Source organism: Acidaminobacter hydrogenoformans DSM 2784 (genome assembly GCF_900103005.1).
GTDB lineage: Bacteria > Bacillota > Clostridia > Peptostreptococcales > Acidaminobacteraceae > Acidaminobacter > Acidaminobacter hydrogenoformans.
In genome coordinates this window covers 139,292-153,576 of the sequence record NZ_FMWL01000002.1, presented here as the reverse complement: position 1 = coordinate 153,576, position 14,285 = coordinate 139,292, and the positions used below count along the sequence as shown (strand labels likewise).

Annotated in this window: 16 protein-coding genes; all 16 read left to right on the top strand. The window is 46.7% G+C overall.

Annotated features, from left to right (window positions below; genetic code table 11):
• The first annotated feature begins 2 nt into the window (after positions 1-2).
• The 16 genes from ftsW to BLP63_RS02535 all read left to right on the top strand — a co-directional run bounded on the left by ftsW (position 3) and on the right by BLP63_RS02535 (position 14,273).
• Positions 3-1,106, top strand: coding sequence for a putative lipid II flippase FtsW (gene ftsW, locus BLP63_RS02610; RefSeq protein ID WP_092589329.1), 1,104 nt, complete (start codon positions 3-5; stop codon positions 1,104-1,106).
• Positions 1,107-1,168: 62 nt separating this feature from the next.
• On the top strand, positions 1,169-2,275 hold the full coding sequence (gene murG / locus BLP63_RS02605) for an undecaprenyldiphospho-muramoylpentapeptide beta-N-acetylglucosaminyltransferase (RefSeq protein ID WP_092589328.1): 1,107 nt from the start codon (positions 1,169-1,171) through the stop codon (positions 2,273-2,275).
• A gap of 8 nt (positions 2,276-2,283) precedes the next feature.
• A complete protein-coding gene (locus BLP63_RS02600) occupies positions 2,284-3,030 on the top strand; it encodes a cell division protein FtsQ/DivIB (RefSeq protein ID WP_092589327.1) in 747 nt (248 codons plus the stop codon).
• Positions 3,031-3,043: 13 nt separating this feature from the next.
• Entirely contained in the window at positions 3,044-3,763 is a 720-nt protein-coding gene (locus BLP63_RS02595; RefSeq protein WP_170829242.1) for a DUF881 domain-containing protein, read from the top strand.
• A gap of 21 nt (positions 3,764-3,784) precedes the next feature.
• Positions 3,785-4,513, top strand: a complete 729-nt coding sequence (locus BLP63_RS02590) for a DUF881 domain-containing protein (RefSeq protein WP_092589325.1) — start codon at positions 3,785-3,787, stop codon at positions 4,511-4,513.
• A complete protein-coding gene (locus tag BLP63_RS02585) occupies positions 4,510-4,866 on the top strand; it encodes a small basic family protein (protein WP_092589324.1) in 357 nt (118 codons plus the stop codon). Before BLP63_RS02590 ends, BLP63_RS02585 begins: the two co-directional genes overlap by 4 nt.
• 117 nt (positions 4,867-4,983) lie before the next feature.
• Positions 4,984-6,129 (top strand): cell division protein FtsZ, encoded by a 1,146-nt coding sequence (gene ftsZ, locus BLP63_RS02580; RefSeq protein ID WP_092589323.1) that lies wholly within the window; start codon positions 4,984-4,986, stop codon positions 6,127-6,129.
• Between the two features lie 87 nt (positions 6,130-6,216).
• Entirely contained in the window at positions 6,217-6,687 is a 471-nt protein-coding gene (nrdR, locus tag BLP63_RS02575) for a transcriptional regulator NrdR (protein ID WP_092589322.1), read from the top strand.
• A gap of 9 nt (positions 6,688-6,696) precedes the next feature.
• The gene (locus BLP63_RS02570; protein ID WP_092589321.1) at positions 6,697-7,485 is read left to right on the top strand and encodes a polyphenol oxidase family protein; all 789 of its coding nucleotides are present in this window, start codon (positions 6,697-6,699) and stop codon (positions 7,483-7,485) included.
• Positions 7,482-8,840: a DUF512 domain-containing protein gene (locus BLP63_RS02565; protein WP_092589320.1), complete on the top strand. Its 1,359-nt coding sequence runs from the start codon at positions 7,482-7,484 to the stop codon at positions 8,838-8,840. Before BLP63_RS02570 ends, BLP63_RS02565 begins: the two co-directional genes overlap by 4 nt.
• 40 nt (positions 8,841-8,880) lie before the next feature.
• Positions 8,881-10,206, top strand: a complete 1,326-nt coding sequence (gene der, locus BLP63_RS02560; RefSeq protein WP_092589319.1) for a ribosome biogenesis GTPase Der — start codon at positions 8,881-8,883, stop codon at positions 10,204-10,206.
• Entirely contained in the window at positions 10,203-11,237 is a 1,035-nt protein-coding gene (locus tag BLP63_RS02555; protein ID WP_092589318.1) for an NAD(P)H-dependent glycerol-3-phosphate dehydrogenase, read from the top strand. Before der ends, BLP63_RS02555 begins: the two co-directional genes overlap by 4 nt.
• A 141-nt stretch (positions 11,238-11,378) precedes the next feature.
• Positions 11,379-11,750, top strand: a complete 372-nt coding sequence (locus BLP63_RS02550; RefSeq protein ID WP_092589317.1) for a hypothetical protein — start codon at positions 11,379-11,381, stop codon at positions 11,748-11,750.
• A 42-nt stretch (positions 11,751-11,792) separates the two neighbouring features.
• Complete coding sequence (locus tag BLP63_RS02545) at positions 11,793-13,034, top strand: HlyD family efflux transporter periplasmic adaptor subunit (protein WP_092589316.1); 1,242 nt, start codon at positions 11,793-11,795, stop codon at positions 13,032-13,034.
• A gap of 3 nt (positions 13,035-13,037) precedes the next feature.
• Positions 13,038-13,739 (top strand): YggS family pyridoxal phosphate-dependent enzyme, encoded by a 702-nt coding sequence (locus BLP63_RS02540; RefSeq protein ID WP_092589315.1) that lies wholly within the window; start codon positions 13,038-13,040, stop codon positions 13,737-13,739.
• 57 nt (positions 13,740-13,796) lie between these two features.
• Positions 13,797-14,273, top strand: coding sequence for a cell division protein SepF (locus BLP63_RS02535; RefSeq protein WP_092589314.1), 477 nt, complete (start codon positions 13,797-13,799; stop codon positions 14,271-14,273).
• The last annotated feature ends 12 nt before the right edge of the window (positions 14,274-14,285 follow it).

The following is a 14,285-nucleotide window of genomic DNA, read 5'->3' as shown; positions in this document are numbered from 1 at the left end:
TCATGAGGAAGGAAATTGAAGGCGTTGATTATGCTTTACTGATCGCGGTGATGCTGCTGGTGTTTACAGGCGTCATGATGGTTTTCAGCTCGAGCTTTTACTATGCCATGGCCACGTGGGAAAACAAATATCTGTTTCTTCAGAAGCATCTGGTCTGGGCCGGTGGTGGTGTCGCTGCCATGATTGTCGCTTCCATGGTCGATTACAAGTGGTATAGAAAGATTGGGTTTCTTTTGTTTGTCGCCAGCTTTGTCTTTTTAGGTCTGCTCTTTACACCCCTTGGGGTTGAGATCAACGGTGCGGTGCGGTGGCTGGATGTTGGCCCGCTGACGTTCATGCCGAGTGAATTTGCCAAAATTGCTGCTATAGTTTATATGGCCGGATTTTTGGAAAACAGGCAGAGGAAACTCAGTCGGTTCTCGTCCGGGATGCTGCCAGTCCTCTTTATAGTGGGCGCCTATTTTGTCCTGATCTATAAGCAGCCAAATCTGAGCAATGCGATCACTATTAGCGGCATAATTATGGCCATGGCCTTTGTCGCTGGAGTCAACGTTTTTCAGCTTCTGACCCTTGGCGCCGCAGGCGGCGCGGGCATTTATCTGGCAATTTTGTCGAATGAATGGCGCGCCAAGCGGTTCCTGACTTTCCTCGACCCGTTTCAAGATACTTTTGGAGATGGCTGGCAGGTAATTCAGTCACTTTACGCGTTGGGTTCCGGCGGGCTGTTCGGTGTCGGTTTAGGGCAGAGCACACTGAACAAGCTGTATATCCCGGAGCCACAAAATGACTTCATCTTTGCCACTGTAGGTGAAGAGCTGGGTTTTGCAGGGGCTGCGCTATTGATTGTCTTATTTATGTTTTTGCTTTACAGATGCGTACGTGTTGCCATGAACGCGCCTGATCAGTATGGGTTGTTTCTCGCGGCAGGGATCACATCCATGATAGCGATTCACACCATAATTAACGTGGCGGTCGTGACCTCTTCCATGCCTGTGACGGGTCTCCAGCTGCCATTTATCAGCTATGGCGGAAATTTCCTGCTGATGCTTATGTTTTCCATGGGCATTATGCTCAATATATCCAAACAGTCAAAAGTGATTAAATAGCGAAGTTGGCCCGTGATGTCCGTCATGGGAAGTAGAATCGATCGAAGTTAGGAGTCTTGATTATGCGAATTATCGTTACCGGCGGTGGAACCGGCGGACACGTCTATCCCGCGCTCGCTGTGGTTGAAGCGTTTAAGAACCTGGATCCAAATGTTGAGGTCCTGTTTGTCGGTTCGAATAGAGGCCTGGAGAGGGAAATTGTTGAAAAGTCAGGACTTGCTTTTGTGGGTATGGAGGTCAAAGGTTTTCAAAAGAAAACCCCCGGAGATATTCTGGAGACAACTATAAAAGCAGCCGGAGCGGTTTTGAAGGCTTTGAGACTGATTAAACGTTTCAAACCTGACTTGGTATTCGGAACAGGCGGATATGTCAGCGGGCCTATGGTTTTGGCAGGTACGCTGTCTGGGAAATTCACAGCAATTCATGAGCAAAATGTCCATCCCGGAAAAACGACCCGCATGCTCGAAAAACGCGTTAAGCGGACCTATATCAGTTTTCCTGAGACTTTGTCTGCCTTGAAACATCCGGAAAGGGCGTTGCTTACCGGCAACCCTGTCAGGTCGCAGTTCAAGCACCTCGGCAAAGAACAATGTCGCGCTAAACTCGGGATTGATGAGGCGCTCCTCGTCCTCTCATTTGGCGGCAGCGGCGGTGCAAAGCGGCTCAATGAAACCATGATGCTCGTTATGAATCATTTTAGGAATCATCCTAAAGTCAGAATCATTCATGTGACTGGAAAGGCACACTATGAGCGTTTTATGAAACTTCTCGAGCAAAATGAGTTCAGTATGGGCAACAACCTGAAGGTTATGCCCTATTTATTCGATATGCCGGATTATCTGGCCGCGGCTGATCTTGTCATAAGCAGGGCAGGGGCGACTACGATCGCTGAATTGACTGCGGTTTCAACACCTTCTATCCTGATCCCCTCGCCAAATGTCAGTGAGAACCATCAGGAATACAACGCAAGGTCTCTGGAACGGGCTGGGGTAAGTGTTCTCCTTCCAGAGCGCCATTTGAATGACACAAAAATTATCAGCATGATCCAGGAATGGGTCGAACAACCTGAAAAGCTTGACAAAATGAAGGGAAAATTTGCATCCGTTCAGCGCGGTGACGCTGCTGATCTGATCGTGAAAGACCTTGTTCAGGCCATGTCTGCGAGGTGAAGACAAGGATGATGACAGAAGCTGAATACCATTCACCTTCAAAAGCAATGACATTACTGGTTGTGCTGTTCGCCGGGGTTCTCGCGCTGTTCGCCGTGAGCCTGATCATGACGGATTTTTACAAACTTAAAACAGTGATTTATACCCCTAACCCTTACATGACGGAAGAAATTTTGCTTGAGCAGATGGGGATCAGAAAGGAAAATAACATTGTGTTCCTTATGTCGGAACACATTCTCGAGCAGCAGCTCCTGACGCATCCTTTTATTGAACAGGCTGAGGTTACCAAAATCCTCCCTGGAGGCCTTGACGTGAAGCTGATTTATAGGACGCCATTTTTCAGTATCTATAACAGCGGATTTTATATTCTTCTGGATGAATCTCTGCGTGTACTCGGTGTGGATCCGTCAGAGCCGGAAGCGGTGGGTGTCTCTGGTTTTCGTTTTAGAGAGTTCAAAATTGGCCAGAAAATAAAAGTAGAAAATCAGCAAATCTTAGAGCGAACGGTGGATTTGGTAATCCTGATGAAAAAATCGCACCTCGCCTTTTCAAATGTGATAGAGTATAAGGACGACAGTGTATTTGTCCAGACACAAGATGGCATCAGAGGAAGCTTTGGGGAGGTTGAAAATGTTGAGCGCCGCTTCAACGACTTTGTTGTCATTTACGAAAGTCTTAAGGAAAAGGGGACGACGACGGGGCTGATCGATGTCAGTACGGAAGGCCTTCCAACCTTCAAACCCTTTGATCAATAGGAGGTCAACCTGCGTGAAAATCAAAAAAGATCAGTGGATGATTGGCTTGATCTGCATTGTTCTTGGCATATTTGTAGCCATACAGTTCAAAGCAGTTCAAAAAAATGTCCTTCAAGGCTTGAGCCCTATTCAAAAATCCACTCAGCTCGTGACAGAACTGACAAAAATAAAAAACGAGCGGGATTTGCTTCAGAGCGAAGTAGAGACCTTGGCCGCAAGGCTTAAGGAAATTGAAGAAAGTGAATCCAAAGGCAGTGTTCTAATCAAAAATCTGAATGAGGACTTGAATCGCTACAAGGCGTTATCAGGGCTCGTAGATGTTGCCGGGCAAGGCATTGAAATCCTGATTGACAACCCTCAGGCCTCAATTGACTCCACTTACGAATCCAACCTTGTCTATGATTACGAACTGATTCTATCCATGGTGAACGAGCTGAACGCAGCTGGCGCTGAAGCCATCAGCATCAACGATCAGAGGGTGCTTAGCACCACGGAGATCCGGGCGGCGGGCAATGACATCAATGTCAACAAAATTCCACAGAATTTACCTCTGATCATTCGCGCAATTGGCAACAGCATTACCCTTGACAATGCTATAACCAACAGAATGGGCATTGTATCCGAACTCAGGGATCGAAAATATGTTGTGGAAGTGAAGCGTATGGAAAAAGTTACGATTTCCAAGTACGCCGGTGTTGTTGAATTTCGTTATGCCAATATTGTCCAGCCATAGCGCCAAATGGGGGAAAACTAAGTGAAAGTGAATCGCAGTAAAGCTTTGATCATGATGCTGATGATCACTTTGGGAATTTTGATCGCGCTTCAACTGAAGGTGACCAACCTCGGATACAAATATGTGCAGATTTCCGACCTTGACGGTTTGCAGCGGACTATAGTCAAAGAAAAGGCTGAGATTGAACGGCTGTTGGCCTTGAAAGATCAGCTCATAGAAAAGACGGTGCAATACGAAGCGGCCCAAGATCCAGAGGTATCATTCGCTTCAGTATTGATAGAGGAGATCCGGCTTTATAAAGCCTTTGCGGGGTATACAGATTTGGCGGGACCTGGTGTCGTCGTTATTGTCTCTGATGGTGAAAGAGATTTGCAGAGTGGTGAGGACCCCAATACCCTTATTGTTCATGACTATGATATCAGAGCCTTGATTGATGATTTGCGCAATGCCGGTGCAGAAGCAATTGCCATAAACAACCAGAGAATTCTTTTGGGAAAAACAGAGCTCTATTGCACCGGACCGACTATACTGATCAATAATCAGGTATTCGCGCAGCCCTACGTGATCACAGCCATTGGCAACAGGGATCGGCTTATTGAGGTGACTGAGGGTCCCAGCGGTTATGCCGGCCTGCTGCGACAAATAGGACTTTATGTCGAAGTCAATTCCAGTATCAATGTCAAAATACCGGCTTATTCGGGATATAAAAATCCCCTGTATCTGAATCTGATGGAGGAAATCATGCCATGATCATTGCTGTTATAGGTATTCTAATTGGCCTCGGTATTGGCTACCTCATACCGCTATCCATTACGACAAGCTTTTCCATCTATTTCTCGGTAGCCATATTAGCCGCCATAGATTCAGTTTTTGGCGCTATTCGTACTTCAAGGGAAGGCACCTTTGATATGGTGATCTTTATAAGCGGCTTTTTCACAAATGCCATACTCGCGGCTTTCCTTGCCTACATTGGAGATAACTTAGGCGTTCCAATCTACTATGCCGCTGTTTTTGCCTTTGGTGTTCGCCTGTTCAACAACCTTGCGATTATTCGAAGAGACATTATTACAAGCTATCGGCAGAAAATGACAAAAAATACGTGAAAAAGCTATCAAATTTGAATTATTATATTCTTAAGCACCATATGTTGTGGTATTATGAAATTAATATTTAGCGAAAACACAAGATGAATGACATAGAATAGACGAGGGGGCTAAATAGTGTTGGAATTTGATATCGATTTGGAACAATTTGCCCAGATCAAAGTCGTCGGCGTCGGCGGCGGCGGCAGCAATGCCGTAAACCGTATGATAGAGGCTAGTCTGAAAGGTGTACAGTTTATTGCCATTAACACAGACAAGCAAGCCTTGTATAACTCCAGAGCCGAGTACAAGATTCAAATTGGTGAAAAGTTAACCAGAGGTCTCGGTGCAGGTGCGAATCCTGAGATTGGAAGCAAAGCTGCGGAAGAAAGTCGGGATGATGTCTATCAAGCGCTTCAGGGCGCAGACATGGTCTTTATTACTGCAGGCATGGGCGGCGGAACCGGTACTGGCGCTGCGCCAATTATTGCGGAGATCGCGAAAGAAATGGGAATTTTAACGGTTGGCGTTGTAACGAAGCCGTTCACTTTTGAAGGCAAGCGTCGAATGACGCATGCCGAGCGCGGTATTGAAGAGCTCAGAAAAAGGGTGGACACCCTGGTAACCATACCGAACGACCGGCTGCTCGAAGTGGTCGACAAACGGACCTCCATTGTCGAAGCGTTTAAAATAGCGGATGATGTACTTAAGCAAGGTGTTCAGGGTATTACAGACTTGATCGCAATTCCGGGACTTGTCAATTTGGATTTCGCGGACGTTAAAACCATTATGTTTGAACGCGGTCTTGCCCACATGGGTGTCGGCCGGGCCAGCGGGGACAACCGCGCCATTGAAGCAGCCAAGCAGGCTATTCACAGTCCGCTTCTCGAAACTACCATCAATGGGGCAAAGAGCGTCCTGCTCAACATCACAGGCGGCACGAGCCTCGGTCTTCTTGAAATCAATGAAGCTGCTGAAATTGTCGCTAAAGAAGCTGATGAGGATGCAAACATCATATTTGGTGCTGTGATTGATGAGTCGATCAAGGACGAAATCAGAATCACTGTTATTGCGACTGGCTTCGAAGATGTCATCAAGAAACAGCAGGAAGCCAAGGCTGAAGCAGCTGCTATTGCAGCGGCGGCTCAAGAGGAAGCACCAGCTGTCGTCCAGGAATCACCAGCGCCCCAGGAAACTGCGCCAGCCCAAAATGCAATAAGAAATGCCGGAGCCAGTGACCAAGGTGAATTTGAGATTCCGCCATTCTTAAGAAAAAGAAGGTAACGCGTCGACTGAAAACAACTTTGCGCTTCAGTCTGGGACCACCTGTTCTCAGGTGGTCCTTTGTTTAATATAAGGAGGCATACGTACTTGAATTGTCCATATTGCGGCGACAGTGAAACAAAAGTGATTGACACGCGTCCTGCGGACGAAGGTGCGTCCATCCGGAGACGACGCGAGTGCACCCAGTGTAAAAGTCGCTTCACAACTTATGAAAAAATTGAAGAAGTGCCTTTGGTCGTTGTCAAAAAGAACATGACCAGGGAGTCCTTCAATAGGAATAAGTTGCTTGGCGGGATAATCAGAGCGTGTGAGAAACGCCCTGTCACAATGGAACAGATGGAGCAGCTCGTGGACTGGATTGAGAAAAAGCTCCAAAATACGTTGGATAGAGAGGTTTCATCTGAAATGATCGGTGAGCTTGTGATGCTGAAGCTCAAAGAACTGGATGAGGTCGCCTATGTCCGTTTCGCATCTGTATACAGACAATTTAAAGACATCAACACTTTTATTGACGAATTAACAAAACTTTTGAACGAAAAAAAGCGACCTGAGCAGTGAGGAATCCTTATGTCAAATCTTGAATTCAAATCATTGGATAAATTCCCGGAACTTGTGGCCGGCATGACAACCCGTCATGGCGGTGTCAGCACGGGGATCTTTGAAAGCAATAATATGGGAATATTCGCAAGCGACCCTGACGACAAGGCCATTGTGAATATGAGAGCCTTTATCAAAGCACTGCCTGTTCGGCTTTGGAAAATAGCCGCAACCAGACAAGTACACGGCACGCATTATGCAGTTTTGGGAACAGAGCCGCCAGAATCTATTTTTGAGCCAGGCTTCTCCGTGTTTCCAGAAACGGATATTCTGATGACGAACCAGCCAGGTGTGCTGTTAATTACTTTTTATGGTGACTGTGTGCCTATACTCGTCTATGATCCAGAGCACCATGCGGTCGGGTTATGCCACAGCGGTTGGAAAGGCACATCCCTTAGAGCCGCCGCTGCGCTTGTTGAAGGGATGACAAAGGAATATGGCAGCAGACCGGCTGCGCTTCACGCTGTCGTCATGCCAGCAGCGGGGGTGTGCTGCTATGAAGTGGGTTTTGATGTTTCAAGTCTTTTCCAAGCGTATTCGGAGCAGCTTGTTCCATTCGGAGGAAAACATAAAATAGATTTGAAAGGGATCAATGCAGAAATCTTGAAGTCCTGTGGTGTGCCTGAAGAAGCCATCGAAATTTCGCCACTTTGTACAATGTGTGATGACAGATTTTTCTCGAACCGCAGAGATGGCGGCCATACCGGTAGGATGGCCGCGTTTGCGTGTCTGAAATCAGTGGGTGAGGTGAGGGCATGAAAAAGGAACGGGGTCATATCATCTCCAAAGTTGAAGCGGGCTCTATAGCAGAAGAAATGGACATAGAGACAGGCGACCGGCTTTTGTCGGTCAATGGAAAAGAGATCAGAGACGTTCTGGATTTTCTCTTTTACTCCGGGGATGACGAGATTGAAATTGAGATTATGAAGCCAAGCGGGGAAATTTGGTCCCTTGAGATCGAAAAAGACTTCTATGAAGAGATTGGAATAGAATTCGGAAATCCAATTTTGGATGATGCCAAGCATTGTCACAACAATTGTATTTTTTGTTTTATTGATCAACTCCCCAAGGGGATGCGGCAATCGCTGTATTTTAAGGACGACGATTCGAGACTTTCATTTCTGCAGGGGAATTATGTCACATTGACAAATGTCAAGGAACAGGATCTCGACAGGATGATTGAATATCAATTGAGTCCGGTCAACGTTTCAATCCATGCGACCAATCCTGAGCTGAGACAGCGCATGCTCAACAACCGATTCGCCGGTGACATCCTCGAACGGCTGAAAAAACTGACGGATCACAGAATTGAAGTCAATGGCCAGATTGTGCTGGTTCCCGGGGTCAATGACGGGGAAGAGCTTGACAGAACCTTGAGGGATTTGTCGCAGCTTGGTCCGCATCTGGTAAGTCTTGCGGCAGTTCCGGTGGGCATGACAAAATTCAGGGAAGGCTTAGCGCTCCTGACGCTTTATGATCAGAGCTCTGCTTCTGAGCTGATTGATCAGGTTTCTGCCTGGCAATCGACATTTTTGAAGACCAGGGGGAGCAGATTTATCCATCTCTCAGATGAATTTTATTTGACGGCCGGGCGACCAGTTCCCGAATTCGAGGCGTATGAGGGGTTCAGACAACTGGAGAATGGGGTAGGATTGATTCGAAAATTTGGAACAGAAGTTAAAGCGGCGCTTGAACAGTTACCATCGCCTCAAACACATTTGTCTAATCAAAGGGCGTCCAGAATGACCGTTGATATTGTAACGGGTACCCTTGCGGGGGCGTTTATGACACAGCTTGCACAAGAGATCATGATGAAGCTGCCGGAGCTTGAACTGAGAGTTCATTCCATTGAAAACAGCTTTTTCGGTAATACCATAACTGTAGCGGGTCTGATCACTGGATCCGACATCTATAATGCCCTCGAGCAGATCCATGATCTGAACTATGTACTGATGCCCGAAGCCATGCTGAAATCAGAGGAAACCATACTTCTGGATGATTGGACCGTCGAGCAGCTCAGCGATAAGCTGGGCGCAGAAATTATCCCTGTCAAAGTGGAAGGGCTGGCTTTAATCGCACAGCTGCGCGAGCTGCTTGAGAGCGTATCCGGCTGAAGTCCCCCTCACAGAAAAAAGAAAACCAGGAGTGAACATGATGAGAAAACCAGTAGTTGCTGTTGTTGGCAGGCCAAATGTAGGCAAGTCAACCTTTTTCAATAAAGTCGCAGGTAAGAGAATTTCAATTGTTGAAGATACCCCGGGTGTCACCAGAGACAGAATTTATGTAGATGCAGAATGGCTGAATTACAAATTTACCATGATTGATACCGGTGGTATAGAACCGGATTCAAAAGACGTCATATTGTCACAGATGCGTGAACAAGCACAAATCGCAATTGATACGGCAGACGTGATATTGTTTATGATCGACGGGAAGTCGGCTTACACCACGGGGGATGAAGAAATTGCGCTCATGCTTCAGCGTGCGGGCAAACCCGTCATTTTGACTGTCAATAAGGTGGACAACGCACTTCCCAACGAATTTTATTACGATTATTACAACCTTGGCCTGGGTGAGCCTTTTCTCATTTCAGCTATCAATGTGCTTGGGATAGGGGATTTGCTGGATGAGATTGTGCAGTATTTTCCGAAACCATCGGCAACTGAAGAAGAGGATGAAACGATCCATGTGGCGGTCATTGGCAAACCGAACGCCGGGAAATCTTCTCTGATCAACAGCATCCTTGGGGAACAGCGTGTCATAGTGAGTGAAATTGCCGGAACGACGCGTGATGCCATTGATACGCCTTTTCAATACAATAAGGATGACTACGTTTTTATCGATACAGCTGGAATCCGGCGGAAGAGCCGGGTCAACGAGAGTATTGAAAAGTACAGTATTTTAAGGGCTTTAACGGCGATTGAACGCTCAGATGTCTGCCTCCTGGTGCTGGACGCCTCAGAAGGCGTGACAGAACAGGACAAAAAAATTGCTGGCTATGCCCATGAGGCTGGCAAAGGGGTTATCATTGTCGTCAATAAATGGGACCTGATTGAAAAAGACAATTATACTTTCAATCAATTCGAGAAGCTGGTTCGCAACGAGCTTGCCTATCTCCAGTACGCGCCTATCCTCTTTGTTTCCGCGGTGACAAAGCAGCGCCTGTTCAAGCTGCTTGACACAATCAAGCACGTTTCAACGGAATGTGCCAAGCGCATTTCCACCGGCTTGCTTAATGATGTCCTGAATGAAGCAGTCATGCTGACACAGCCGCCGTCAGACAAAGGCAAGCGCCTGAAGATCTACTATATGACCCAGGCGTCAGTCAAGCCGCCAACTTTTATTCTGTTTGTCAACGATCAAGAGCTGGCGCATTTTTCTTACGTCCGCTATATAGAAAATTTCCTTAGAAAAAATTTCGATTTTGTGGGTACGCCAATCCGCTTTATTGTTAGAGAGAAGAAGGAAGTGAAAGCGTGAAGATTGCGGTTTTAGGCACCGGCAGCTGGGGAACGGCGCTGGTCAAAGTATTGCTTGATAATGGACATCAGGCAGCATTTTGGGGTCGCGATCCACAGCAGACTGAAGTTATTGAAAAGACGCGACATAATGCGAAATACCTGAAGGGTGTTGAACTCGCTGGCGATCTTGAAGTGACTTCTGATTTGGACAGTGCTGTTTTGGGGGCAAAAGTCATAGTTTTGGCAGTGGCATCCCAGGCCATCCGGAGCTTGCTGAGCCAGCTGAATGCCGCGCTGATCTCTGAAGATGTCGTCTTTGTGAATGTTTCAAAGGGCATTGAGCTTGGGACGCACCAGCGGATCTCTGAAATTGTCCATTCGTTTTTTCCTAAGCATAAATATGTCGTGCTGTCAGGGCCGTCCCATGCGGAAGAAGTCTCTGCCGGCATTCCTACTACCCTGGTATCCTCCTCAGCGAGCAGGGGTGCAGCTGAGCTCATTCAGGATGTCTTTTCAAATGAGTCGCTGCGCGTCTATACAAATCCGGATGTTATAGGTGTCGAGCTCGGTGGGGCGCTGAAAAATATCATAGCACTGGGCGCAGGCATCAGTGATGGCCTTGGGTTTGGCGACAATTCGAAAGCTGCGCTTATGACCCGTGGCATCGCTGAGATCGCAAGGCTCGGCCGTTCGCTGGGTGCCAGCAGCGCAACCTTTCAAGGCCTCAGCGGCATAGGGGATTTGATCGTGACCTGTACGAGCCTTCACAGCAGAAATAGAAGGTTTGGCATGCTGATTGGCCAGGGCGTTCCTGTTGAAGCAGCTTTGAAGGAAATTGATATGGTGGTTGAGGGATATTATACGATCCATTCCGCCTATGAACTGTCCCAAATTAAAGGCGTGGAAATGCCTATCACCCGGGAGCTTTTCAGAGTGCTCTACGAAGGTGAGGGCGCCAGGGAATCCGTCAAGCGGCTTATGCTCAGGGGCAAGAAGCATGAGCTTGAAGAAGCTGCAGAAGCTTTGAAAATTTGGGATTTGGCTGAATAAGATAAATAGGTTAAACAATCAAAAATGCCACACTTGAGAAGTGGAATAATTTGGTTATCTTTACAGCTATGCTTTTTTCCTTTAGAATAAAAATGAAAATGCTTAATGGGATTTTAAAAAGAAGCAAAGGGGGGATGGTGCATGCTCAATCATCTGACAGCAATGACGCTGCTACTTTTAGGCGCTTCAGTCATAGGCTACCTTTTCTCCGCTTTAAAAGAAACTATGGATTTTAAACGAGCGGTTGTTCGCTTTAAGAGTCGAAAAGTGACTCAAAGTGTGATCGACCAGTATGATGTTAAAATATTCAAGCTCGGCGGCAAGCGCGTCAATATTGGAGACGAGGTTAAAATTGTTTTGGACAACGAAGAGCAGTTAAAGGGTTTTGTACTTGGCGCCAAAAAGAAATTGAACGCTTTGGCGGTGATTACAGAGCTGGATGAAATTGTAGAGCTGAATATCAGGCAGATTCGTAAGCTCAGGATCGTGACCAAATATGGCCGATTGTTTTAGTATGAAACAACATCACGACGGGCAAGAACAGGAGTGGAAATAGTGAGAATCAAACACTATGGGCGGTTTTTTATGTCTATGCTGATTCTGGCACTGGCCCTGTCTGCGATTGGCATGATGGTATATCGCACCTGGTATCTCAAGGAAACGGCATACGAGGTGAATTTTGATACCCTCAACATCGACAAAACGTATCAAGCGGTGATTTTCAGAAGAGAAACACTCGTGAGAAGCAACGTCGGAGGTACCGCTGCCTACGCAACAGAAGAAGGATCGAGAATCAAGCGCGGAGAGAAGGTTATGGAGATTCAAAGCGACGGGCAAACTGCCAGCGCTTTGGAATCGAGCGAAGCTTTGACTTCGGTCAAAATCGACGAAATGCTGACCGTGGATATAGAAAACCTCAACAAAGAAATTGAAGCCCTTGACAGCTTAATTCATCAGGAAGCGGCGCTTCAAAACTTCGAGCGGGTTGGAGAGCTGAAACAGGATCTGATGTTGAAGCTGGATAAAAAAATGAAGCTTCTGGATGACAAAAGCCTTCTCAGAAAAGGGGCATCGTCCTTTAAGCAAGCTTATGTCGGTTCCCTGGAAGCGGTTGAGGGGGAGTTGGTTGAGTTCTTCAGCCAGGACACGGGCATTGTCTCCTATAAATCGGACGCCCTCGAGCAGACGCTTACCATTGAAAATCTGTATACAATTGATTATCAGAAGCTGTTTTCTGAGACTGATGTCACTTTAAGGGATCTGACAACCGAGCTGGTTGCGCCAGGAAGTATCGTTTACAGACTCGTAGACCCTTCGACTTGGTTCATTGCAGCACAGATTTTAAAAGAGGAAATTGACCTTTACGAAAAAGACAAAGTTTTGGATGTTGAGTTTGAAGGCAAAAAGATTGTCGGTTCAGTAGCGGATGTTTTCGAGAACGGGGGAAACGGTATACTGGTCGTCAAAATCAACGAACTGCATCCAGATTTTTATACAAAACGTTTTGTGGATACGAGGATCATCAGGGAAAACTTTCAAGGGTTAAAAGTAAGGAAGTCCTCTATAGTCACTTTGGATAATGTGACAGGGGTTTTCGTCTTGGATATCGATCACAGGGCATTGTTCAGACCGGTAAAAATACTTGGCTATAACGAGGACTTCGCCATAGTGAAGGACGGCTATCTGTCTGTCGAAGTTGACGGTGCTTTGGCACGGGTAAAGACACTTGAAGCAAGAAATCTTGTCTTGATCGATCCGGCTGGCGTCAAGCCAGGTGATAAATTTGAACAGAGGTGATTCGTGGTGCTGACAATAGATCAGTTAAAAGACCGTCTTGCGCACGTTCAGGAGAGAATTAAGGATGCGGCCGTCCGCTCAGACAGAGCAGCGGAGGATATTGTTCTGGTCGCTGTGACTAAGACGCAGAGTATTGAAACCTTGCAACTGGCATATGACGCAGGCATTCGAACCGTGGGGGAGAACCGGGTACAGGAAGTCAACGCAAAATGGCCAAGCTTCGAAAGACGGTTTGAATGGCATTTAATTGGCCATTTGCAAACGAATAAGGTAAAATACATCATAGATAAAGTCGCGCTCATACATTCTGTAGACAGCTTAAAGCTTGCAAAAGAAATTTCGAGGCAAGCAGAAAAGGCGGGCATCATCATGCCCGTGCTGATCCAAGTCAATCCGGCTGAAGAGGAATCCAAATTTGGCCTCGCTTCGGATGAGGTGGTCACTTTGGTTAAAGCCGCATCAGCGCTTCCAGGCATTAAAATTGAAGGGTTGATGACCATAGCGCCTTTTGTGGAAGATGAGGCGTTTCTCAGGCAGGTCTTCCGTGAAATGCGCCAAATCTTTGATCAGTTGAAAACAGAAGTCATCCCTGGCGTCGAGATGAAGTATCTCTCCATGGGAATGACGCACGATTTCGAAATAGCAATTGAAGAAGGCGCAAACATGGTGCGAATTGGTTCAGGCATATTTGGAGAGCGGCAGTAGCGAAGGCGACAGCTGCTAGTCGCTGCAAGGCAATTCTAAGGGAGGGGGCACAAACCCATGGCAGAAAAGTTTATTGACAAGGTCAGAAGCATGATGGGATTTGAAACTTCAATGGACGAGGAAGTATACGAGGAAGATTTCGCGGAGGATGAAGATGGCGGCTATGAACGGGGTTATGCCGGCGCGCCGGCAAGTTATTCAAATCCTAACAAAGTCGTCAATCTGCATAAGAGTCAAAGCATGAAAGTCGTCTTATACCAGCCGCGGGACTTTGAAGACACGCGTGCTGTCATTGACAGTCTAAAAGGCAAAAAGCCTGTCATTTTGAATATTGAAGAGCTTGATCCTGAGCTCGCCAGAAAAATCTTTGATTTTTGCAGCGGTGCGCTTTACGCCATTGACGGACATATTCAAAAAGTTTCAAGGGGAATCTTTATCCTGGCACCCAGCAATGTGGATATTTCAGGTGATGTCAGAGGGGAGCTTGAAAATAAAGGTGTTTTTGCATGGTCTGCAAGAAAAGATGGCTTTTAGTCAACAGGAGGA

Coding starts and splice junctions, on each gene's coding strand:
- ftsW (WP_092589329.1), top strand. CDS start 3: ATGAGGAAGGAAATTGAAGGCGTTGATTATGCTTTACTGATCGCGGTG.
- murG (WP_092589328.1), top strand. CDS start 1,169: ATGCGAATTATCGTTACCGGCGGTGGAACCGGCGGACACGTCTATCCC.
- BLP63_RS02600 (WP_092589327.1), top strand. CDS start 2,284: ATGATGACAGAAGCTGAATACCATTCACCTTCAAAAGCAATGACATTA.
- BLP63_RS02565 (WP_092589320.1), top strand. CDS start 7,482: ATGAAAAAGGAACGGGGTCATATCATCTCCAAAGTTGAAGCGGGCTCT.
- BLP63_RS02550 (WP_092589317.1), top strand. CDS start 11,379: ATGCTCAATCATCTGACAGCAATGACGCTGCTACTTTTAGGCGCTTCA.
- BLP63_RS02585 (WP_092589324.1), top strand. CDS start 4,510: ATGATCATTGCTGTTATAGGTATTCTAATTGGCCTCGGTATTGGCTAC.
- BLP63_RS02535 (WP_092589314.1), top strand. CDS start 13,797: ATGGCAGAAAAGTTTATTGACAAGGTCAGAAGCATGATGGGATTTGAA.
- der (WP_092589319.1), top strand. CDS start 8,881: ATGAGAAAACCAGTAGTTGCTGTTGTTGGCAGGCCAAATGTAGGCAAG.
- BLP63_RS02570 (WP_092589321.1), top strand. CDS start 6,697: ATGTCAAATCTTGAATTCAAATCATTGGATAAATTCCCGGAACTTGTG.